The sequence below is a fragment of the Mucilaginibacter sp. SMC90 genome (genome assembly GCF_022811725.1).
GTDB lineage: Bacteria > Bacteroidota > Bacteroidia > Sphingobacteriales > Sphingobacteriaceae > Mucilaginibacter.
The window spans coordinates 7,921,948-7,945,663 of sequence record NZ_CP094527.1; the positions used below are offsets into that span (position 1 = coordinate 7,921,948).

At 43.6% G+C, this 23,716-nt stretch carries 18 protein-coding genes; 5 read left to right on the forward strand and 13 right to left on the reverse strand.

What is annotated here, in order from left to right; translation table 11 throughout:
* Positions 1-121 precede the first annotated feature (121 nt).
* Positions 122-1,984 (reverse strand): chloride channel protein, encoded by a 1,863-nt coding sequence (locus tag MTO98_RS33190; protein ID WP_243483952.1) that lies wholly within the window; start codon positions 1,982-1,984, stop codon positions 122-124.
* 166 nt (positions 1,985-2,150) lie between these two features.
* On the opposite strand from MTO98_RS33190, the gene MTO98_RS33195 reads away from it, so the two are divergent.
* From MTO98_RS33195 to MTO98_RS33205, 3 genes are read left to right on the forward strand one after another with little or no spacing between them, the layout of a single operon-like run.
* On the forward strand, positions 2,151-2,384 hold the full coding sequence (locus tag MTO98_RS33195) for a hypothetical protein (RefSeq protein ID WP_243483954.1): 234 nt from the start codon (positions 2,151-2,153) through the stop codon (positions 2,382-2,384).
* 49 nt (positions 2,385-2,433) lie between these two features.
* A complete protein-coding gene (locus MTO98_RS33200) occupies positions 2,434-3,135 on the forward strand; it encodes a Crp/Fnr family transcriptional regulator (protein WP_243483956.1) in 702 nt (233 codons plus the stop codon).
* 26 nt (positions 3,136-3,161) lie between these two features.
* The gene (locus MTO98_RS33205) at positions 3,162-3,707 is read left to right on the forward strand and encodes a hypothetical protein (RefSeq protein WP_243483958.1); all 546 of its coding nucleotides are present in this window, start codon (positions 3,162-3,164) and stop codon (positions 3,705-3,707) included.
* A 194-nt stretch (positions 3,708-3,901) separates the two neighbouring features.
* On the opposite strand, the gene MTO98_RS33210 is transcribed toward MTO98_RS33205, so the two are convergent.
* The 8 genes from MTO98_RS33210 to MTO98_RS33245 form a co-directional block, all read right to left on the reverse strand.
* Entirely contained in the window at positions 3,902-5,152 is a 1,251-nt protein-coding gene (locus MTO98_RS33210; RefSeq protein ID WP_243483960.1) for a cation:proton antiporter, read from the reverse strand.
* Between the two features lie 24 nt (positions 5,153-5,176).
* Complete coding sequence (locus MTO98_RS33215; RefSeq protein WP_243483962.1) at positions 5,177-6,478, reverse strand: phenylacetate--CoA ligase family protein; 1,302 nt, start codon at positions 6,476-6,478, stop codon at positions 5,177-5,179.
* Positions 6,475-6,852, reverse strand: coding sequence for a holo-ACP synthase (acpS, locus tag MTO98_RS33220; protein WP_243483964.1), 378 nt, complete (start codon positions 6,850-6,852; stop codon positions 6,475-6,477). Before acpS ends, MTO98_RS33215 begins: the two co-directional genes overlap by 4 nt.
* A 295-nt stretch (positions 6,853-7,147) precedes the next feature.
* Positions 7,148-8,830, reverse strand: a complete 1,683-nt coding sequence (locus tag MTO98_RS33225) for a C45 family peptidase (RefSeq protein ID WP_243483966.1) — start codon at positions 8,828-8,830, stop codon at positions 7,148-7,150.
* Positions 8,823-10,337 (reverse strand): NAD(P)/FAD-dependent oxidoreductase, encoded by a 1,515-nt coding sequence (locus tag MTO98_RS33230; protein WP_243483968.1) that lies wholly within the window; start codon positions 10,335-10,337, stop codon positions 8,823-8,825. The genes MTO98_RS33225 and MTO98_RS33230 overlap by 8 nt, the downstream gene beginning before the upstream one ends.
* A complete protein-coding gene (locus tag MTO98_RS33235) occupies positions 10,338-14,192 on the reverse strand; it encodes a trifunctional MMPL family transporter/lysophospholipid acyltransferase/class I SAM-dependent methyltransferase (RefSeq protein ID WP_243483969.1) in 3,855 nt (1,284 codons plus the stop codon).
* 3 nt (positions 14,193-14,195) lie between these two features.
* A complete protein-coding gene (locus MTO98_RS33240; protein WP_243483971.1) occupies positions 14,196-15,392 on the reverse strand; it encodes a DUF2062 domain-containing protein in 1,197 nt (398 codons plus the stop codon).
* Positions 15,393-16,213: 821 nt separating this feature from the next.
* Positions 16,214-17,746 (reverse strand): Do family serine endopeptidase, encoded by a 1,533-nt coding sequence (locus MTO98_RS33245; RefSeq protein ID WP_243483973.1) that lies wholly within the window; start codon positions 17,744-17,746, stop codon positions 16,214-16,216.
* Between the two features lie 191 nt (positions 17,747-17,937).
* Between MTO98_RS33245 and dapF the strand changes: the two genes are divergently transcribed.
* Positions 17,938-18,723, forward strand: a complete 786-nt coding sequence (gene dapF / locus MTO98_RS33250; protein WP_243483975.1) for a diaminopimelate epimerase — start codon at positions 17,938-17,940, stop codon at positions 18,721-18,723.
* Between the two features lie 166 nt (positions 18,724-18,889).
* Here the strand turns inward: dapF and MTO98_RS33255 are convergent, their stop codons facing one another.
* The 3 genes from MTO98_RS33255 to MTO98_RS33265 form a co-directional block, all read right to left on the reverse strand.
* Entirely contained in the window at positions 18,890-19,303 is a 414-nt protein-coding gene (locus tag MTO98_RS33255) for a hypothetical protein (protein ID WP_243483977.1), read from the reverse strand.
* 168 nt (positions 19,304-19,471) lie between these two features.
* On the reverse strand, positions 19,472-20,356 hold the full coding sequence (locus MTO98_RS33260; RefSeq protein WP_243483979.1) for a DUF4349 domain-containing protein: 885 nt from the start codon (positions 20,354-20,356) through the stop codon (positions 19,472-19,474).
* A gap of 116 nt (positions 20,357-20,472) precedes the next feature.
* Entirely contained in the window at positions 20,473-20,799 is a 327-nt protein-coding gene (locus MTO98_RS33265) for a nucleotide pyrophosphohydrolase (RefSeq protein WP_243483981.1), read from the reverse strand.
* Between the two features lie 140 nt (positions 20,800-20,939).
* Between MTO98_RS33265 and MTO98_RS33270 the strand changes: the two genes are divergently transcribed.
* Positions 20,940-21,242 (forward strand): hypothetical protein, encoded by a 303-nt coding sequence (locus MTO98_RS33270; RefSeq protein WP_243483983.1) that lies wholly within the window; start codon positions 20,940-20,942, stop codon positions 21,240-21,242.
* A gap of 50 nt (positions 21,243-21,292) precedes the next feature.
* Here MTO98_RS33270 and MTO98_RS33275 read toward each other — a convergent pair whose 3' ends face one another.
* Positions 21,293-23,716 carry a TonB-dependent receptor domain-containing protein gene (locus MTO98_RS33275; RefSeq protein WP_243483984.1) on the reverse strand — a complete coding sequence of 808 codons (2,424 nt, stop codon included), beginning with the start codon at positions 23,714-23,716 and terminating at the stop codon, positions 21,293-21,295.

Sequence of the window (23,716 nt, forward strand, 5' to 3'; positions counted from 1 at the left end):
CGGGCCGGTTGGGTTTAATGCCTGCCGGTAATTTCCCGGCTCATTACACCCGTATTAAAAAACAAAGCCCGCCTGACCTTACATCACGCGGGGTTTATATTTCAATCAAAACGCGGCCTTTTTAAGATTTAGTTTTGCTGCGGCCACGACCACGGACAGCCATTTTCAGGCGGCGTCTTTTAAGGGAGATCTGTGTATTTTCCTGCCTGTTCTCATCTATATAATGGTAGTAGGTATTTAAGATCTCTTTATAGGAGATTTTTCCGGCAATAGTATTTCCGGCAGCAATAACAGGAAGCACCTCTACCGATTCCTCGGCCATGATCTCTACAACACGTTTCAGCGGATCATTGCTTTTCACGGCCTGTTTGCTTGCACGAGTGAGGTTAATAATGGCAAGCCCGGCAGAAATACTATGGTTATAAATATCAGAGAGGCTAACCATTCCGGCATAAGTACCGTCATTATTAATTACAACAAAAAAGCTTTGGGTAATGTTATTTGCGGCAAGCAAAGCCCTTACTTCGGCAACAGTGCTATTACTGTTTAACGTTTCACCTACTTTGTTATCAACATCAGCTACGGTCAGTACCTGCAACAAATCCGGCTCATATGAATCTGGCGTGTACACCCCTCTGCGGGCAATTTTTTCGGTCATGATGGTGTTTTCCATCAGGAAGAATGAAACCAGGTATGATGCAGTACAAGCGCCAAGCAATGGCAGCAATGCATGCGATTGCATGGTAGCTTCCAGCGCAAAGGTAATACTGGTTAAATAAGCCCTTGAAGCACCGGCAAACATGGCAGCCATGCCAATAAGTGCAGCCATCGGAATACTTACACCCGCATCAGGGAATATAAGATGTACCAGCGCACCAAATGCCGCACCTGCCGCACCACCTATGGTTAACAAAGGTGCCAGCGTACCACCAGATGTACCGCTGCCCAGCGCAATAGCCCATGACAGGAATTTGAAGAAACATAAACGCACAATTAACATTAATGATAATGTGCCCGACAGAATACTGATGATATTATCATACCCAACGCCAAGCGTGTGCGGGGCGAAATAGCCGATAAGGCCAACTGCCAAACCACCAAGTGCAGGCCACCACATCCAATGGATAGGCAGCTCCTCAAAGCTATCTTCAATAAAATAAACGATTTTGGTAAGCCCCAATGAGATAAAGCCAATAGCTAAGCCAATAATACTGTAAACAGCCAGCGCTGTATTTGAAGGTGCATCTACATCGGGCATCGGGAATACAGGTCCTGCTTCAAACAATAAATGGTGACCGGCGGCCCCCGTGATACAAGCTAAAGCCACAGGCAATATGGCCTTGGGCGAAAACTCGAACAGCAATAATTCGATAGCCAAAAAAACCGCAGCTATAGGCGTACCAAATATGGCCGACATACCGGCCGTTGCTCCGGCCGCTAAAATGATCTTACGTTCGTTAGGAGATATCTTGAATAACTGGCCAAAGGTTGAACCAAGTGCTCCGCCGGTTGCTATAATTGGCCCCTCGGCACCAAACGGGCCTCCGGTACCTATGGCAATGGCCGATGATACGGGCTTCAGGAAAGTTATAACCGGCTTTATTTTGCTTTTATTTACCAGTATCTGCTCCATGGCTTCGGGTATGCCGTGCCCCCTGATAGCCTTTGAACCATACAGGGCCATGAAGCCCACGATAATACCGCCTATTGCCGGTATTACAATTACCCATAAACCTAAATGATTATTTGCCGGGCTATGAAAGCTGGCATCAAACATCCCGTAAAATGAAATATTGGTAACAATGTTTATAAGATAAACAAGGCCTTTGGCAATTACGCTGATGAGGCAGGCGATGAGAATGCAAACTGTTGATATAAAAATCAGCCTTTTTTTCATTTGCCTTGTACCTTTTAAACCAGACTTAAAATTGTAAAGATCATTTAATGAGGGCGAAACCGGGATGGCGTTCTGTTTTGTTTCCATGTTTTGATTAGTCCCGCTCAGTTTTTTGGGGACTGTACTATTTTTCTTGCAAAGGTAATACTTAAAGCATCATAATTAAATTTAATTTTCATTTTATATTGCACATGCAATATATTTATTCAACATTTGCTTAATTTTTAATGAAAATCATTGCACAAACAATTTTATGAAAATCACAAGCATTATTCTTTCTGTGTTAGGTGCTGTAAGCATTATTGCCGGATTATTATTGTTCAGAAACCTGAATACCGTTAATCCGTTCGATTCCCATCCCTGGAGCATTAATATCAACGGCATCCGGTCATTTCCCTGGCCTGTTTTTGGCGGTTCGGTACTATTAAGTCTCGGAGTTATTTTCAATATGGCTACCTGGGAACAGCCAAAAGGCCGTCGCTTTTAATAAATTAGCACGTTTTATTAAAGCACCGGCTTAAATACTTTTTCAATAAATGGCGAAAAACAAAGATAAATGCAATTTGGGTACCTGCTTTTTATGCACACATTGCTTGCCCGACTGGATACCGGCCATCAGCGCCGCCAGGCAAAATATTGTTGTAAAAAAAGGGCAGCAGATATTTAAAGAAGGCGATCCTGTTACGGGCATTTACTTTGTTTATTCGGGCACGGTAAAAGTTCATAAAAAGTGGGATAAGGAAAAAGAGCTCATTCTCCGCTTTGCCCGCGAAGGCGATATTGTTGGTCACCTTGGCTTAGGCAGTACCGAATTTTACCCGGTTTCGGCCACGGCCATTGAGGCAGGTATAATTTGCTACATCGAAATGCCTTTTTTTGAAAGCACCCTGCAGGTTAATAATAACTTTGTGATCAAACTGATGCGTTTTTTTGCCAACGAACTGCAGGAGTCAGAAAAACGCATGCGCAACCTGGCCCACATGCCGGTTAAAGGCCGTGTAGCTCAGGCTTTCATTTCGCTTAGAAACAAATTCGGACTTAACGAAGACGGTTTTATCAATATTGAACTTACCCGGCAGGACCTGGCCTCCTTTACAGGCGCAGCCTATGAATCGCTGTTCCGCACTATTAATGATTTTATCGAAGAACAAATCATCGAAATATCAGGCAAAAGCATTCGCATAAAAAATGAAACTACGTTGCTGAAGCTAACGGAAGAGGAACAGCAGGCGGGATAAAACCCGAGCCGTTGTTGGAGAAAATAATGGAGAAAGCAGAATTTACTATTGCCAAAGGGACACTTCCATTTTTAGTATCTTTGATAGCAATGAACCTTATTATCAAAATTGCGATCAAGTACTTAGCTATAATACTCATCTGGCTATTACTTGCATTTTATATTTTAAATGAAACCGATTTTGTCCCAGAATTTATTCCTTATACTCCTATTAAAATCGGAGGATTAATTTTCACTTTTATCTCAATAACAACCATCATTTTTTTTGAAAAAGAAATTATTTATAGAATTCCAGATTTAACGATTACCCGACTTACATTTTATAGTGCCGGAGTTTGGTTTATAACGGAGTTGATATTTCAGGCGATCAGGCAGCTAACTTTTGACGAAAACCAGCTAAAATCTTTTCTTGTAGCAGTTATCGGCATGACAATATTTAATTCCATTATCTCTTTTTTAACTGCTTTTCAGCTAAAGACAAAACGTATAGATAGGTTGATCACCTACATAACCGTCATTTTGGTTCTGTTTTCAATTTTGATTAAGATATTCCCCAACCTTACAGCGTCATAAGGAATCAGGATATTTACTGGTAAATATCGGCCTCGACGAGCGATTCTGGACAAAGCAATCGCATACTATGCAGAGCAGCCATGCGTCCGTGCGATTGCCACACTAAGCTTACAGCAATGACATGGTTTTTAAAGGAACAATCCCATCGTCCGAACGCACCGGGAGATCTCCCATGTGTTCCTTTACTGTATACCTTAGCCAACGGGCTGTTCTTCTGTTAAAAGTTCATTTTCACCGGTCTGTTTAACCAGCTTTTTACCGGCATGCTCTGTAGCAAACGAGGCTACAACGCAGGTAACCAATATCAGAATAATAGTGCCATTCAAGATATTATCGTCAATGATCTGCGCCTTAAAGCCAACCAGTATGATAGCCAGCGTAGCTGCGGCATGTGCACTGCTTAGCCCGAAAATAAGTGTGCGTTGTGTAGCCGAATATTTAAATATTTTTTGGGTAGATAATGCTGCCAGCCACTTGCCCAACAAAGCGCCAAGCGTAAGGCTAACGGCCACTATGGTAGCTTGCGGCCCCCGGGCAAGCACCCGCAAATCAACCAGCATACCTACGCTGATCAGGAAAAAAGGGATGAATATGGCATTGCCCACAAAATCAATCCGGTGCATTAATGGCCGCGATTGTTGTACTGCTTTGTTCAGCGCCAGCCCGGCAACAAAAGCGCCGATAATAGGCTCAACGCCTGCTAACTGTGATAAAAACGCCGAAAAAAACACAATGAACAGCACAAATACATAGGGCAGCGTTTTGTTATCACGGTAGCGGTTAAAGAACCAACGTGCCAATGGCGGGATCAGCACAAACATGATAAAGGCGAATATGGAAAGCGAGATCACCAATTGCAGCCAGAAGCTGAAACCTAAGCCACCGTTTTTTGCCCCCATAATTACAGGCAGTAATATCAGCACAGCTGTATCGGTCAATATGGTACCGCCTACACTAATAGCTACAGCCTCATTTTTAGCCATGCCGTATTTACTTACAATAGGATAAGCCACCAGCGTATGGGTAGCAAACATGCTTGCTGTTAATGCCGATGTGATCAACGGATAGCCCAGCAGATAATAACATATCGGAAAGCCGATCAGTATCGGAATACAAAAGGTAAAAAAGCCAAACACCAGGCTTTTGTGCTTTTTCTGTTTAAACTCGTTCAGATCGAGCTCAACACCGGCAATGAACATGATATACAACAAGCCAATGGTAGAGAACAGATCGACAGCCGAGTTTTTCCGGAGCAGGTTTAACCCATGCGGCCCGATAGCTATCCCTGCCAAAATAAAGCCTACGATGCCCGGAAACCTGAACTTGCCCATAACAATAGGCGCAAGTAAAATGATCAATAATATCAGCGAGAAAACAAGTACCGGGTTGCTAAAAGGCAGTTCGAACTGCTGCGTTAACCGGCCCAGGATATCGGCATTATGCATATAGCAAAGTTAGCACATAATAGCTTACTTTCTTTTATCGATGAACTTAACCGGCTTGCGTACCGCTTCAGGGAATTGTAATTTCTGCATTTCATCGTGCTTTAGATAAGTAATATGCGGGCTCACCCTTAAGCGGGCCTGTAAATTGGCGCGGATCTTCCGGTCGCACTCATCAGTATAATGTATAGGCAACAGGTGCAGCAGCACTTCATCCATGCCTATCTCGTTTGAGTAAACTTCGGCCACAAAATCTTTGATCTCTTCCATGCCATTCAACAGATCAAACAGCGCCGGCGGATAAAGCGTAGTACCTTTAAACTTGATCATCTGCTTTTTACGGCCCACTATGGACGACAGCCGGATACTGGTGCGTCCGCAAGCGCAGGGCTCATCAAAATAATGACAGATATCTCCGGTTTTATACCTCAGCAACGGCATCCCCTCAACGCCAAGCGTGGTAATGGTCACCTCGCCCGATTCGCCGGGAGCAACCGGGTTGTTATGCTCGTCCAAAACCTCCACTATCAGTAGTTCGGGTTGATGATGCCCACCCCTGCCCTCGCCGCATTCGGTAAAGGCGGTTTGCATTTCGGTGGAGGCATAGGTTGAATAGAGCTTGATATCCCATGCCTCGGTTATTTTTTGGCCGAGGATATTCAGACTGAAATCGGTGTTGCGGATATTCTCGCCAATGCAAACCGCCTTTTTTACCGACGATGCATTGATATCGATGTTGTGCTCCTGCGCAAACTGGATCAGCTTTAAAATAAACGATGGTACGGCAACTATAGCGGTAGGTTTCAGCCTTAAAATGGTTTCCCATTGCAACGACGGCACACCGGGGCCTAAGCGGATAATCCCCGCGCCAATTTTTCGGATGCCGGAGTAATAAGCCATCCCTGCCATAAACTGCCTGTCGAGCGTAAGCATCAACTGGTACAGGTCGGCAGGCGAACCATCGGCACAGGTAAAAGAATTGTATTCGTTAAAAGCCAGTCGCTCCAAATCATTTTCGGTAAGTGCTATGGTTACCGGGCTGCCTAAAGTACCCGAAGTAGAGCTGTACTCGATGATTTTCCCCCGTTCAACGCATAAAAAATCATCATTGCGTTTTTGCAGGTCTTCTTTCGTTGTGGTTGGGATCAGCCGCAGGTCACCAAGCGTTTTGATTTGGCTGATATCGATATGATGTTTAGCAAAAAGGTCTTTATAAAACGGCGAATTCCGGCTGAGGTAGGCCAGTAACTCCTGCAGTTTTTGTTCCTGTATGTTAACAACCTCGTGTTTGGGTTGGTATGCTAATGATTTAGGCGGAGATACTATCACTTTTCAATAATTACCACGGCAGATGCCATTGTTTTTAAATGGGTTAATGATACAGAAATTTTCAACGGACCGCCACGGTTGATCACTATGGCGCTTTCGCCAATGGGTTCAAGGCATGGCTTACCGCTTTCGTCATTGCTGATCTCAATTTCGTTAAAAGCGGTATCCGTTAGCCAGCCAGTACCCAGCGCCTTAAAAAAAGCTTCCTTGGCGGCAAAGCGGGCAGCATAGTGCTGGTATTTATTAGTTTTGCTCTCGCAATAAGCTATCTCGTTTGCCGAAAAAACGAGTTCACGGAAGCCCTGTTCTTTGGCAATGCTGCTTTGCACGCGTTCCACTTCAATCATATCAATACCTACACCTGCAACTGTCATGAGCTATTTTAAATTAATCATGATAAACAACAAGAGATCTTCTCTCCAGAAAACCATCTGTAAATACAAAAATACTCATGGCCGTTGGTTTCAACCAACGGTAAAAGACGCTCAATAGCCCTGGTTTTAGCCAATTAAGCAAGCAGATTGGGGCTGAAGCCCGCTTATCGCTCTTCATTGCCCCGTTGGTTGAAACCACCGGCAATGAATTTTTTTGTCCGCACATGATATTCATCAAATATGAAAGTCTCTAATACTATTAGTGGTTTAAACTTTGTTTACGCCTATACACTCATCATGAGCTTAGTCTTTTAGTGCACTTTTCAACCTGTTTTTTAATATAGTTTTCCTCGTTTACCGTGGCTGCCACTTTTGTTAAAGCTGTTTTATAATACCCGATGGCTTTTCTGTAGTCGCTATGTTTAAACGAATAATCACCGGCAATAACATAAGCATGATAAAACTGCGGGTTACTGGCTACCAAACTATCGGGGTTGATCTCTCCGCCATCATATACTTTTTGCTTTAGCGAGCGGAAAGTTATGAAGTTATGATAGGCTTTGGTATTTAAAAACGTATCCGGTTTAATGGTAAGAGCAGTATCAATAATTTCATGATCGGTTTGCATGCCTTTCATGGCAAAGATCTTTTTTAAATCGTAACCCACAAACTCGCCCAGCTGCCACGGCGAGGTAGACACCCAAACCAGCAGTTTCTGCGGCTCAAACACTACCGAATGGTGAGCTATCAACTGGTTCAATGCTTTTTCGTTACCCATGCCAATATCTTCGCCATGCAGGCCCTGGCGGTTACGTAAAATATCCACCGTTTTTTGTACCGTGTTTTTTCCTTCGGCATTCAGCAGTTCCATTAAGCGCTGGTAGCGATATGGCGACGCGCTGTTGCTGAGCTGTACCAGGTTTTCTTTTGAATGCGCCAGTCCCTTGCTTTGAAAATGGTTTGCGCAAACAATAAAGTTTTGATGCGGGTCATACACATCCAGCGTATCGGGTGTTTTTTCGATCACCACAGCCTTGTTATCTTTGGCCGAAGCTACCAGGAACGATTCGGACACAAACATTTTGCGCCTTTTAGCTATCGCGATGGCCTCATTAATGTTTTGGGCATATTGCAAAATTTCGCGGGCCACTAAAGATACAGGCGTAGCCGAGCCTGATGGAATATTGGTTTTATCGGCATTAATGGTAACGCTCAGGCCCTTTTCATTCATGCCTGATACGGCACCCACAAAACCGCCCCAGGTTATGGTCATGAATTTGTGCCCTTCACTTGGGTTGAAGAACGCCACTATTTTATCGCGGGCAAAATTATCGCCCACATAAAAATCAAAATTGCGCCCAACGATCATGGTACCATCAGCCGAGCGGTCGTTCCAGGTACCGAACGAGGTACAACCCACCAGTGCCATACTTTGCAAAGCGTGACCAATATCATGCGCAGCGTGGTAATTTAATATGCGCTGGTAATTAGAGCCAATGAATTGGTATTTATCCGAAGCAGATTTAGAGATACCGTAGATCTCCTCTTTATATTCTTCACTTACATTTTTAGCAAGGTCGCGGTTAAACCAGGCTATGAAATATTTAAGGAACGACAGGTATGATTTTGAGGGAATGATCTTGTTGATCTGGTCGGTAAAATAGACTTCCTGATTAACCACCAGCTCTTTACTGAGTTTACCATTGATCACACCGCGTTCAAAAGGTTTGCCTTCTACGTACATCTCAAACAAGCCGCTCTTGCTTTTCCTGAACCAGTTGTTATCGATGGTATAAAATCCCGGCGATGGCTGCTTACGCTGTAATTGCAAACTGCTCAGATCAGCAGGTTTGGGGGGATAATCAATAGCTACACAATACAGGTAAACAAAGCCGATCAGCAGCAATCCCACAAACACAACACCTGCGTACAGTAATCTTTTCCCGAACTTTTTCCAACTGAATTTCCTGTTACGCATTTCTTATTTTATCTATCAATTCATCATTGCCCAGCAAGGCGCAACAGGTTACTATCCCGCTCATGGCAGCACCCAAAATGCCATGTAAATTAAGGTTTTGCCCCGTGAAGTACAAATTAGGCAATTTGGTGCGCGGCGATATGAACGTTTTTAAAGGGTGTTTATAATCCTTGGCAATGCCATAAAGCGAGCCATCATCGTTGCCAATATAATCGCGGTATGAGAGCGGCGTTGCCGTATAGTATGAATGGATCTGCTCCCGCAGACCCGGGAATTTCAGTTTCACATCATCCAGTAAAACTTCGGCTTTGCGCTTTTTAAATTGCTCGTAAGTTTCACCGCGATAGGCCTCGTCACTCACCGTATTGAAGGTATCCTCCCAGGGCTTCACCTCTTCATAACGCATGTAGGCCAGTATGGTCATGCCATCGGCGTATTCTTTATTTTTTGACGAGGGTGTCATGAACACGGCATAGCCCAGCGGCCAGTTTTCCTGCGTGTAATCGGCCATGTGCCATACCTGCCCATCCTTAAAACTGTAAACGTTGTGGCTAAAATATTTAAACGAATCTTTTTTAAATACAATATTGATGGTGAATGACGACACCGAGTTTTCCAGGCTTTTTAACCGGTTTCGGTACACGTTTTTTATCACGGATGAATCCGTCATTTCCAGCGTTTTTACAGGGTGGATGTTGGAAATAAAATGATCGGCATAAAGCTTTTCGCCATGCTGTAGTTCCACATATGCTATTTTACCATCCTGTTCCACCAGTTTTTTTACGGCTTTATTACGGATGATAACGCCTCCCCTGTCGCGGATATTGCGGGCTATCAGTTTTGCAATCTGCGAACCGCCATCAACACATTTCCATGAGCTTTCAATATAGCTGTTAAGTATGAGCGCATGAACGTACAACGGTGTTTTATCGGCCTGCCCGGCGTATAATGAGTTATTGCCGGCCAGTACCTGCTGCAATTTTTTATTACTGGTGATGGATGCCAGGAATGCTTCGGTATCTACCTCCAGCACATCGGCCTTTTCATAAAAATCGTCTGACGAGCGCAGGTTATAGAGCGGGAACTTATCACAAACCTCTTTAAGCTTAGCGCAGTAAGCGCGTAAAGCAGGCTCCTCATCCGGGAAATAAACCAGCAATTGTTTGATGAAATTTTCATAGCCCTGCGCCTGCGGATACTCCACCGGGTCGTTATCTATCATGATCTTATCAAAGGCATCAGGGCTTTGTTTTTCCAGTTTCAGGCTATCAATAATATCTATATACTTAAAGATCTGGTATAGATTTTGGCCTTTATCGAGCCCGCCCAAATAATGCACCCCCGAATCAAAAATCACCCTGTCGCGCACATAAGTTTGCAGCGAACCGCCAAGCTGTTTGTTTTTTTCAACAACGCAAACCCGATAACCTTCGCGGCCAAGCATATCGGCACAAACTAAACCACCCATGCCGCTTCCAATGATCAATACATCAAACTTATCGTCCATTTAATCTGGGTTCCCTTCTTTTCTGATCACAAAAATAATATTTGACGTGTACTTGGTATTGTCAATTTCGGAGACCGAAAGCTCATGCGACGCCGCTATGTCCCTCAGCATCTGTCCCGAAAGAAAAGATAGGCCATTTGCACCGGTTTTATTAAAGCCGAGCAATTTGGTTGAAAACGTTTCGGTAAGCTCCGTGCCCTTATGCCTTTCCTGCATATCCTTATTACCATCCCTGATGATAAGCTGACCATTAGGGTTCAATTGTGCTATACATTTTTCTATCAATTGCTTCTGCTCTTCAGGTTGCAAATAGTGCAGCATATCGGCTATGATAATGGCATCGTATTGCTGCATTTCAAAAGCAAGGGCATCGGCATAAACAAAATTTATCCCGGCCGTTTTGCTGAAACAGTTGTTAGCTACTTCTATCTTTTCCTCATCATAATCAACCCCGGTAAGCTCACGCCCAGGTGCTGCAAAGTGCAGCATATAAGGCATAAAACCATAACCACAACCCAGGTCAAGCATTTTGCCCTGTTTGGGCAGCAAGTCATGAAACACATGGTAGTTTTTCTCAAGCCTTACTTTAATCCGCATGTACCATTCCAGCACCGGGCCTTTGTACAGGTAGTTATAAAACAGCTGCTCTTTATGGTACGCCGGCTGTTCAATTTCGGCACTTAGCTTTTGGTATTCTTCTTTAAAATAGCGGCTGATATTTTTGGTGCGTTCGGCGTAGCCAGAGCCAAATGAGGTATCATTGGCCGCTATTCTCGGCAGGTATTTGATGGTAATCGTTCCGTTCTTCAACAGAAAATCGCCTTTGGTCATATTGTAGCCGGTGCCGTGCAGCACAATAGGCAGGATATCCATTCCTGTTTGTTCGGCCAAAAAGAACGCGCCTTTATGAAAACGTTTCATTTTACCATCGGGCGAGCGGCTACCTTCAGGGAAAATTACCATCGAATAACCCTGCTTTACTTTTTCGGCCAGTTCATCAATATTCTGCTCCACACCCTCGGCCACCGGGAAGTACCCGGCCATGCGCACCACAGCCCCGAATACCGGCGAGTTCCATACCCAGTGATTGGTAAACAAGATGAGTTTCGGGTGCTGCATGATCAATACCAAAATATCAAGGAACGACTGATGGTTGCTGATCACCACAGCGGGCTTTTCAAACTTGTCTTTATCCACCACACGCTTACGCAGGTTGGGCATAATGTACATCATCGACCAGCAAAAGCGAGCCAGGATAGTATGATAAACATATTTGCTTCGTTCACCCTTAAACGGGTTAAGCTTGATCAGTAGCAAACCGATAAGGGATGACAACAGGCAGCCGCTTACAAAGTACGTGAACGCGAAAACTGAGATCACAAAGCCGCTCAAAGTCCAGGGGAAACGTTTTTTCTGCACCCTGTTTTTGATGAGGATATTGAACAGAAACGGGATCAGGATCTGGGCCATTACCACCACGCAAACTATCCCGATGATAGAGATCAACGCTATCGACCGCAAAGCCGGATGTTTGGCAAAGATGAGCACGCCCAAACCGGCAACAGTAGTAATGGCCGATAGAAAGATGGACGATTTATACGACGATAAATTCTTCTTCCCCGTTTTATATTCCTGCAGCAGGCCATCCATAATAAACAGGCTGTAGTCATCGCCCAAACCAAATATCAATGCCGATATAATAATGTTCACGATATTGAACTGAATGCCCAGCAGCCCCATCAACCCCAGGATCCAGATCCAGGAAATAAACATCGGGATAAAGGAAACCAGCGTTAGTTCAATGCGCCCGTAAGTAAGCAGCAGTACCGTAAACACCAGTAATGACGACATGATGGCGATACTGGTAAAATCATTATTGATAATACCCACAAACCGGTTAGTGAGGTATTGCTTATCAACAACGGTTACGTTGGGCGTATTTTCAAACAGGTTGTAGATCTTATTTTTATCCTCCGGCGATATTTTTACCAGCGTGATCACCCCTGCACGGCCCGGTCGCTCGGTGATATAATCATCCAGCAGGCTTTTGCGGATGCCCGCCATTTCATCCTGACCAACCACTTTAAAATCTTTGTTGATGAGATCGTGGAAATGATCAAAAGCGGCAGCTTTAAAACCCAGCGCAGTGCCCTCTTTGATGAGTACGGCCATTAGCTCCTGCTTTTTAGTCGGGGTCCAATAGTTGTTCCAGCGGGCTATGCGGGCTTTTTGTAAAGAGTCGGATATAATGAGTGATGATACCCCTGAATATTTTTTAACGACATTTTGTTCTTTCAGCAGTTCTACCTGTGCCGATAGTTTTTCGTTGGTACGGAGAGCGTCATCAAGCGTTTTACCTTCGGCCAGGAGATAAACCGATTGCAGGGCATATTTATTAATGGCGTTTAGTTTGGCTTCGGATGCCTTGAGCTTATCGGTCATGAAGTTCATGCGGCTCATATCCGTTTCAAAACTCACATTACGGGCGGTATAGCTGAACACAATGGTGAGTATAACGATGGCCGAAATAATGAACTTATTATACTCGGGGTTGTAGGCTGCTACCTTATCGATCCAAGATAGTTTGGCAATATGCTCGTCCTGTTCTTTTTGGGAAGCGATGAAATGCGGCAGGAAAACCAGCGAACAAAACGAAGCGCCTATTAAGCTAAAGGCGGCAAACAGCCCAAGGTCCTTCAGCATTTCTGACTCTACAAACTCCAAACAGAAAAACCCGCCAATGGTGGTAAAACTGCCCACAGTAAGCGGCATAGCCAGGTCGCGGATCACCTGTTCAATACTGCGGGTATGGCGGTAGTGGTTAAACACATGCAGCGAATAATTAACCGCGATGCCCAGCACCACCGAGCCTGTACCTAATGCAATGACCGAGATACTACCCTTTACAAAATAAATTACCGCCAGCGAAAACAGTGCCCCAAACAGCACCGGCACCAATATTACTATCGGCGCTCGTTTCTTTTTAAAATACAATCCCAGGAAAACGATCAGGAAAACTACGGTAATGCCCTGTGTAAACATCGAGTCGCGCCGTAGTTGCAGGGCGTTACCTACCGATACGGCAGTTGTACCGAAGTAACTGCAGTTAACGGTTTTAAAGCTTTTTGTTTGCAGACTATCAATAACCTGATCAATGCCTTTAAGCATCACCGCGTTCTCGCCGGTATTATTTGGCGAATACTTTGGTGTGATAAACAACAGCAGGTTTTTATGATCCTTGGTCATCACATAGCTGTCATACAGTTCAAAGTTTTCGTCGTATTGCAGCTGCTGCAGTTTTTTGAGGCCGAGGTATGAGATACCAACCGGGTCGCTGCTGATCATGCCTTTTAAAGCCAGCCCTGCGGGTGAGGTAAGCGTACGCAAATTTCGGGCAAGCGTTTCTTTTATCTTATCTGGTCGGATGAGCGTATCAATGTTAAGGTAATCATGCTCGTTCAGGTAAATGGGCAGGCTTTTATTGATGGTACCAAACAGCTCCATCACCAGGCCGTCATCAACCTTAGCATTGATCTTACTGATGTATGCGGGGAGTTTCTGTTGAATGGTTCCGGTAAATGTATCGGCAAAAGAGATGAGGCTATCCGGCTCCTGCTGTGTGGAATCTTTAAGCGAAACCATTACTACCAGCTTATCAACAAATTTGGAATTTTGAAAAATGTAATTGAGCTTTTCGATCTTTTTATCCTTCGGCAGTACCTTGGAGATATCCTCCTCAAACCTGATCCGCGAAGCAAAAAAACCTATAAGCACAAAGCTTAACGCAAACACGGCATAAAACAGCGGCTTGCGGGCATTGAAATAATTATAGATGCCTACCAGGATTTTTTCCATGAATTACAGCGCGGGGACAGGCCTCCGCTTAAACAGCTTCAATAACGCAAAAGTGAGCAATCCTGCTATAATACCTGCAAAAATTGCCAGCGAAATGCTGCCGTAAAGATATTGTTCCAAATGTTCACCGATGGACTGGAGCGAAATTTTATCCAGGGGGATATCTACATTACGGTTCCCCATCCACAAACTGCCTGTTTTATAACTCAGAAAAATGATAACCGGGATCATAGGCGCAACGCTGATATGCGCTGCCGTAACCACGATAGCTTTATTTAGCCTGAATAGGAAAGCCAGCGAAATAGCTACCAAAAGCTGGAAACCCCAGATAGGCACAATCCCCATAAAAACCCCGAATGCTACCGATTTGGCCTTAAGCTGCGGCGAATGCTCGGGATTAAAGAACAGGTTTTTCATCATCTGCCTGGCTTTTTTTTTATCAAAAAGCGTCCTGAAAAAATCGCGGGGTTTGATGTATGCAAAGGTGATGATCACTAAAATAGTATTCAAAACACTGATGCGTGAAAAATCCTGAAAAGGACGAAAATGCGAGATACGCGTTTCTTTTGGAGCATAGTATACCTTCACAGGCACCCAATCAATTTTAATCCCTTTCCATGCGGCCCTAACGATCACCTCTATCTCAAACTCGTATTTACGGGTGATGAACCTGGTGTTTTTAAGCAAGTGAATGGGATACAAACGGTAACCCGATTGCGTATCCGGGCATTTGATTCCGGTTTCTACCCAAAACCAAAAATTGGAAAACTTATGCCCAAAACTGCTTTTACCAGGCACGGATGATTGCTCCATATTGCGTGAGCCAATGATCAGCGAATCCGGCTCTTGTTCCAGCTTTTCGATAAAAGCAGGCAGATCGGTAGCAAAATGCTGCCCGTCCGAGTCGATGGTAATGGCGTGCTGATAGCCCTGTTCGGCAGCAAATTCAAATGCCTTTCTTAATGCCCAACCCTTGCCTACATTTTGGGTATAACTTACAGATTTTATTTGCGGGAATGACTGGATAATGGCCGGGGTATCATCTGTTGAGCCATCGTTTACCACAATAACCTGGTCGGTATAAGCTAAAACATCGGTAATGACAGTAGCCAGCGTACCCTGGTTATTATAGGTAGGTATAATAACGCATACCTGTAATTGTTTAAACTTTGCCTGTATCATTTGTGAGTTATCCGTCATATATCAATCGCACGTACCGGCTTCAGTCCAGGTATTTATCAATGGGTTTTGTGGGTTTACGTTTATTGTTTTACAAAGTTATTCTTTCGGGTTAAATTAAACATTAAATTTTTGTGCGGATGTTATGAATCATGGCATTACCGGCCAAACTGCTTAAAAATGCAAAATATTCATTGTCGTTAGTTTCGATTAACAGTAAAGCTCCTGGGTTTAGTCCAACTATACAAGCGTATTTGGGCTAAAGCCCTCTTATCGCTACTCATTATTCCGTTGGTTGAAACCAACGGCTATGAAGTTTGATATGTCTGTAAACTTTAAACAGTTTCTAAGGCAAAACAAGGCCCCGCCCGGCCAACTGCGTTATTAACTGAAGACTGAAAAAGCGCGGGAATTTGCGATTCTCCCTCTTGAGAGCTACTGTGTGTACACATCTTTTTAATTTTAGCATTAATAAGAAAATGTCATTTCGACGAACCAAGGGTAGGGCTTTGCGCATCGGAGGCGAGGAGAAATCTTCTACGCTCTGCTTTTACAGGTATAATTGTAGAGTCCGATGTAGAAGATTTCTCTTTCGCTCCACCTCTCAGCCCGCCCCTGCTCTATCGAAATGAAATTTTTTTATAAGATGTGTACACACAGTAGCTCTCGGGAGGCATTTTCAAACCCTTTGTTCAATTAATTGCTTAATTAACCGCAATACCCCGGACAACAGGGCAAAAATGCATGTGCGTTATTTCTTGTACCCCTTATAAATTCTCCTAAAAAACAAAAACCCCTGCCATAACAGCCGGGGTTTCATATGCAAAATCACTTTAAAAAGCTTATTGAGCCGGGAACGCGCTGCTGAAGTGCGAACCATCAGGATAGATACCGGCAATGATGATATTGCCTTGTATCGGTTTTACAATTGCCCTGTCAATATCATCGATACTGGTAATTGGCAATTTGTTGATGCTGGTGATCACTACCCCTTCAGGTATTTCGGCTGCGTCAAATAAACCGCCTTCGCGTACCTGGGTTACCAATACACCGCCGTTAACATGCAGTTTTGCTTTTTCGGCCGGGGTTAATGCGTGGAAGCTTGCGCCCAGTTTGTTAAACAATTCTTCGGCCGATTTAGATGCCGCTGTACGGTTTGATGGCGCTACGGCATCACCTTTCAGCGTTACTGCGAAATCTTTGTCCTTACCATCGCGCAGCACAGTAACGTTGATCTTATCGCCAGGCTGTAAACGGCCAACACGTTCCTGCAGATCAGATGATTCATAAACCGGCTGACCTTCAACCTTCACAATGATATCACCTTTGCGTAAACCTGCCTGTTCGGCACCACCGCCCGGTACAAGGTCGTTAACATACAAACCGTTGGTGGTTGTTACATCAAGTTTTTGAGCTACATCCGGGTTTAGTTCGGTAAAAGTAACACCTACAAAACCACGTTTTACGGTACCGAATTTTTTGATATCGTTCAATACTTTTTTAGCAAGGTTAACCGGGATAGCAAAGCCATAACCTTCATATGAGCCGGTGTGTGATGCGATAGCGGCGTTAATACCGATCAGTTCGCCACGGGTGTTAACCAATGCACCGCCGCTGTTACCTGGGTTAATGGCCGCATCTGTTTGAATGAACGACTCGATAGCTTTATTAAGCTTAGGGCCGGTTTGCTGACGGGTACGGCCAAATGGATTTTCATCCTGGCTGTCTTCGCTGCCAATGATACCGATGTTACGACCTTTAGCGCTGATAATGCCTGCCGTAACGGTTGATGTTAAGTTAAAGGGGTTACCTACGGCCAAAACCCATTCGCCAACTTTAGCTTCATCGCTGTTGCCTAATTTAACGATAGGCAGGTTGGTTGCACTCACTTTGATCAGGGCCAGGTCGGTACTTGGATCGGTTCCGATAACTTTAGCGCTGAATGTACGGTGATCATTGGTAGCTACGGTAATTTTATCAGCCTTTTCAACCACGTGGTTGTTGGTTACGATATAACCATCGGGCGAAATAATAACGCCTGAGCCAGATGCCATTTGCGGGCCCTGCGGACGAGAACGCTGACCAAACATATCGCCAAACATTTGCTCCAGCTGATCCTGACCGCCACCACTTGCTTTACTGCTGTAAGAGGTGCGGATGTAAACCACCGCCGGGGTAGCTACTGCAGCTGCCTGCGTAAAATCCAGATCGCCGGTTGATGATACCGGGGCCGACGGATTACTGGTGAAATATACTTTTTGTTTGTCCTCAAAGCTCATGTTGTCTGAGTACTTGTTTTCGATAACCTTGTATACACCTAAGGCCATCGCTCCTCCAACAAAAGCGGTTAATAGTGTTAAACCTATCTTTTTCATTTATAATTTGCCTTTCTTATTATTAAGTTTACTTATTTTACAATCAAATTTAATACCATATAGACGAGATAATCAACGATAAGTTATCCCGTTTTTTGTTAAAATTTGTTAAATAGATCAACATTGGCTTTTTTGATTGTTAGCACGGGTTTTGCTAACACTAATTAGCTGACATTAAATAGCATAATAACGTGAATTTACACTTTTATAAGTACCAGGGTGCCGGAAATGATTTTATTTTGATTGACAACCGTGATAATAGCGTTGACCACCGCAACCCTAAGCTGATTTCAAGCCTTTGCGACCGCCGTTTTGGTATTGGCGGCGATGGCCTCATGCTGCTTCAAAACAAAGAAGGGTATGATTTTGAGATGGTTTATTACAATGCCGATGGCCAGCCAAGCAGCATGTGCGGCAATGGCGGCAGATGCATTGTGGCCTTTGCCAAATTCCTGGGCGTTATTGGGTCTGAAACTGAATTTTTGGCTGTTGATGGCCCCCACTATGCCAAAATTTCAGACGAGGGCGATTGGGTGAGCCTGCAAATGATAGATGTAAATGATGTAAGTAAGGATGCTGATGCTTATGTGCTCAACACCGGCTCGCCACACTATGTAAAACTGGTTGACGGTTTAGCCGGGCGCGATATGTATACCGAGGGATATGCCATCCGAAATAACGAAACCTATCACGAAAAAGGCATTAACGTGAACTTTGTTGAACCTGCAGCCGAAGGCTATTTTGTACGCACGTTTGAGCGCGGGGTAGAAGACGAAACTTTTGCCTGCGGTACGGGTGTTACCGCGGTTGCATTGGCAATGGCGCAGCACAATGAACAAACCGGGCATATCACAACACCTATAAAGGTATTAGGCGGCAATCTGAATATCCGCTTTGACTACGATGGTAAAGCTTTTACCGATATCTTTTTAGAAGGCCCGGCGGTGAAGGTTTTTGAAGGGGATGTTGTGATTTAAGAATCAAGACGGTTAGATTCAGGAATCAAGAAATAGAACTACAAAGGCCGCTAATTAAAGTTATGTCATTGCGAGGAGGAACGACGAAGCAATCGCATGCTTTACAGGGCGGCTGTGCTTCCGTGCGGTTGCCACGCTTCGCTCAATGACATGTACGTAGAATGGCTTAATGCACAGGCTTCAACAAACTGAAAAGCGTACCATCCATTATCACATCGCCGATAGCTTCAAAAACGTTTTTTCGGGATGCTTCTTCTTTCATGTCCTCAGCGTAAAAAATATGGTCGACGCCTAATGTTTTCAGAAAGGGGTCAATTTTAGAGTGCCATTTGTTTTTATAGCAGCAGATCCTGATATTTTTATACGAGGGGTTTGAGCTTAAACGGCGAAGGATTTTTTCGATGTCATGAACAAGATAATCGTAATCGAGAATGAGCAGATTGGGTTTGATATCATGTATTGCCGGAAAGATGGCCGCAGTGATTGAGATATGTTTGAAAACCTTGTTATTAGGTAATACCTGAAGCCCGACCATATGGGGCGCAACCAGCAGTACAACTTTAGACCGTACACGGATCATGATCAATTAATTAGGTGTTTAAAAGTAGCTGTTAAATTTCTACTTGTCAAGCAATTATTAATTAATTTAATAAAAACTCTACTCTTATAATTAAATCTTTACAAGGTAATACCTTTTATCATTTTCAGTTTTTATAATTTAAATATAAAATTAACTTCGAGGATAATTTTATCCTCCGACGACATCATCAGTCCTTCTCCGCTTTTTCCAACGCCTGATCAATAACGCAAAAATGAATACGCCGATAACTAAAGGCCACAGCGCAATTAGTGCAAAAAACAGGTTCTGTAAAACATCCCAACCTTCGCCAAGTGCGGTTTTAAGTTTATAAGCGAACCCATTCCCTGTATTTACTTCGCCGGGATGACGGGTATAAAAGCTGATATCAAGCGAGCTGTAACTAACCTGGCTGTTTAGATAATTAAGTTGTCCCTGCGCCGAATCAATTGAGGTGCGAATGGTATCTAACTTAGCTTCTATGGCAAGCAGGTCGGTCATCCTGGTAGCTTTGGCTGCAAGCTGCAGGTAACGCTGCTCAAGTTGTTTGTTATTGCTGATCTGCGCCTGAATATCGATAAACTGCGAGGTTACATCCCGAATGTGGATATTCTTCGATTCGATATGATCGGCATTGGAGGTTAGGTTATTTAAAAAGGCATCAAAGTTTTTGGAAGGCACCCTTATTTTGAGGCTATATTCTTTCTGATTGGTTTCGCCGCTGTTGGTTTCGTTTTCTTCGGCCAGGTAACCGCCTAATCTTTTGAGCGAAGAAACAATGTTTTGCCTCGCAGTTTTAGGATCGCCGGTCTCAAAACGGATGTCACCTTCTTTGATGATCTTTTTGGTGGTGTCGGTAATAGAAGAATTGGATGCCGGTGGTTTATTAGCAGTACCGGCATCTTCCAGCCGATCGGCTGCTGCTATGCTTTTTTCCTCGGCGGGTGCAGGAGGGACTAACTCAATGTTGGCAACTTTTAGTTTTTGTTCTGTTTCATGCTTGCAAGATGTAAGTACGAGCAAAAAACTTATCGACAGAAAAAAATAGGCTTTCATAATAAGGCTGTTTAATTGTTTTAGATTAAACGCCTTTGTCGTTATTAAATTTCGCAAAGACAAATAATAACAAAATTAAATTCTATTATTATAAAAATAGCAAAACTTAATTTTAATTATTTAAGCTTTTCATTGTTTTTATGCCGTTCCGCATCGCGGATACTTTTCTTTTGCATGTTATTTTCAAGGGCTTCGGTGAGATCGATCCCTGTTTGATTGGCCAGGCAAATGAGTACAAAAAGCACATCGGCCATTTCATCGGCAAGGTTTACTTCTGTATCTGACTTTTTGAACGACTGCTCGCCGTATTGCCGGGCCATGATGCGGGCCACTTCGCCAACTTCTTCCATTAAAATGGCCGTATTGGTGAGCTCGTTAAAATACCGGATCCCCGTTGTTTTTATCCAGTTATCTACCAGTTGCTGTGCTTCGCTTATTTTCATAAAGTAGTTTTAGTGCTGCCCAATTTCATGATTTTTTTTGGATTGACATGAATTGCAGGAGATCGTTGATAAAATGAAAATACTTTGTAAGGTTTTATCCCGCAGCACGACAAAGCGGTAAAACTAACTAAAAGATCAATATGAAAACCAGGTTAATCATTTCAGGTACATTTATCGCCATTTTTGCTGCCACCGGCTTTACAGCTCATGCTAAAGCATCGGCCCCTTTGCATAATACAGTTGCGCTCAGCGATACCGGTAAAATGAAAAAGGACAAGATGGGTAAAGACAAAATGAGCCACGATAAAATGGCTTCAGACAAAATGGGAGCTGATAAGATGAGCAAAAATAAAATGTCAAAAGGCAAGATGAGTTCAGATAAAATGAGCCACAATAAAATGTTTAAAGGTAAAATGGAAAAAGATACTACAGGAAAAATGTAGCCTTTTTTGTTCGTGATTTGTTTAAAAGGAGCCGCAAGCTCCTTTTTTTATTAATGAATCCTGCCTTTTTCGTCCTGATTACCGGTATCCTGTTTTTCTGCTTTATTTTGACTATTGCCAAAACGATAGCTGATCCCCAGCAAAGCATACCTGTTGATCTGGAAATTGGTATATTTTTGCCTTACCCCATTAACAACAGTGGTTACTGCCGATGCACTGCTCCTGAAAACATCATTCATCACAAATGAAACGTCAACCTTCTTTTTAAAAACTGATGCTTTAAGGCCGAGGTCGAGTTTATAATAAGCATCACTTCGGCCAATATGATCTATCTCCGGAAACTGGTACCAGAAATTTACCGCTCCCGAAAAGGTTTTATCGGCGTTAAAATAAATGTTGTTGTTAGTAGCGATGTACGCTCCGAAACCGCTGATATCTTTTACTGCACTGATGGTCGATTTAGCGTCAGTATGGTAAAATGTAAATTGATTGTTATTATCAAGCCAGCTTAGCAATTGCAACGAGTAATTTTCGGAAATACCCACCCGGTAAGTTCTGATAAAGTTAAGCGGCGTGGTATAAACCAGGTTGGTATCCGGCCTGGCAATGGTTACATTGTTGAAACCATTGTTGGTTACGTTTAAAAACAAGGCCGATGTAAGCCGGTTTTTGTAGGTATCTGATATCTCAAAATTGGTATTGTATTCGGGTTGAAGGTAAGGGTTGCCTTCGCCGTAGCTATAAGCCGTAAACAGGCTTTTGAATGGATTAAGGTTCCAGAATGTTGGCCGGTTAACGCGCCTGCCAAAATTCAATGATAAGCTATGATCAACAGCGGCCTGGTAACTTACTGTTGCCGATGGAAATAGCCTGGTGTAATTATTAATGGTAGTTTGATCAAGTGTGTGCGAAAAGCCTTTGGTTTCCGTACGTTCAACGCGCAAGCCGGCCTGATATTTCCACTTGCCATCCTCGCGGTTAATACTGCCATAAACCGATTGGGTATTTTCGGTATAAGTAAACTCGTTACTCAGGTTCGGATCATACTTTAAAGAATCGTTAGCGGCTTTCTTGTAATAAAAAGCATTGCTGTAATTGTTGATAAAGCTCAGTTTTCCGCCAAAAGCAAACCGGGCGTATTTGGTTGGCAATAAGGCATCGGCTTTAAAAGTATAAATGTTGATATCCTGCTTATTGGTATCATGATAGCGGTTACGGCTGGCTGCGTTAAGCGAGCCATCGGCAAGGTAAGTGTTACTTTCAAAGTCAGATCTGTCGGTACGGTAGTAGTTAAAATAATCGGCATTGAGTACCAGTTTAGCGCCTGCAGTATCCAGGTTAATGGTGCTGTGCAGGTTAATTGCATTGCTTACAGCCACAGGATGGTAGGTGGCATAAGTTTTCAATGTTGAATCAATGCCGCCGGTAGCATTATTGATGATAGGGTTGTTTACATGGTCCGATCCATTATAGGTGTTTTTACCGCCCTGGTAATTTACCCCGGCAGTTACTTTTGAGCTAAACCGGTAATCGGCCCCGGCAATAAAGTTTAAATTATGGTATCGATAATTGCCGGTATCAGTTTGCAGCCAGGTTTGTTTGGGATAATAAATATCGGTTTCAAAACCTTCCAGCTCGTGGTCATGATCAACGTTTACGCTGGCATAGGCCGATAGTTTATTTGAATTATAGTTGATATCGCCGCTTGCATTAAGCCACCAGTAGTTGCTGGTGCCGTAAACAGTTGCGGGGCTATGCAGCCATTGCTTATCGTTAATTTGCACACTGCCCGAATAGCCTTGCTTTTTGCTGTGTTTTAAGGTGATATTGATGAGGCCCGCATTACCTTCTGCATCATAGGCGGCCCCGGGATTTTTGATAAGCTCAATACTGGCTACCTGACTTGCCGAAAGCGACCGCAAGTAACGAAGCAGATCGGTACCGGCCAACTGCACCAGCCTTTCATTCACCATAACCTTAACACTGCCTTTGCCAACAATGCTCAGATCATTATCGCCAACTTTTACACCGGGTACCCTGCCTATAACTGTAAGTGCATCGGCCCCCGCCGATGTTGCACTGGTTGATACATTATAAACAAGCTTATCATTCCTGTTTTCAACGGCAGCTTTGCTTGCAGTTACGGTTACTTCATTTAACTGTGTGGTATTATCAACAAGGGTAATGTACAACGTGGTATCATGCCGTAGGTACAACTTGATCTCGGTTTTTTCATAGCCGGTATAAGCAATGGTTAAGCGATAATTGCCCTGATCAACGTTGGTAAAACCAAATACCCCAAGCGAGTCAGTTTGTACCGCCCTTGTTTGTTCGGAATTTTGCTGTTGTAAGTTAACCACAGCAAAGGGCACCGGAATTTTAGAATTGTTAGCTATTTTACCTGTAACTTTTATTTGTGCAAACAGACCGCTATAAACTAAGCAGAAAATTAAAACGCTGTAAATATGTTTCAA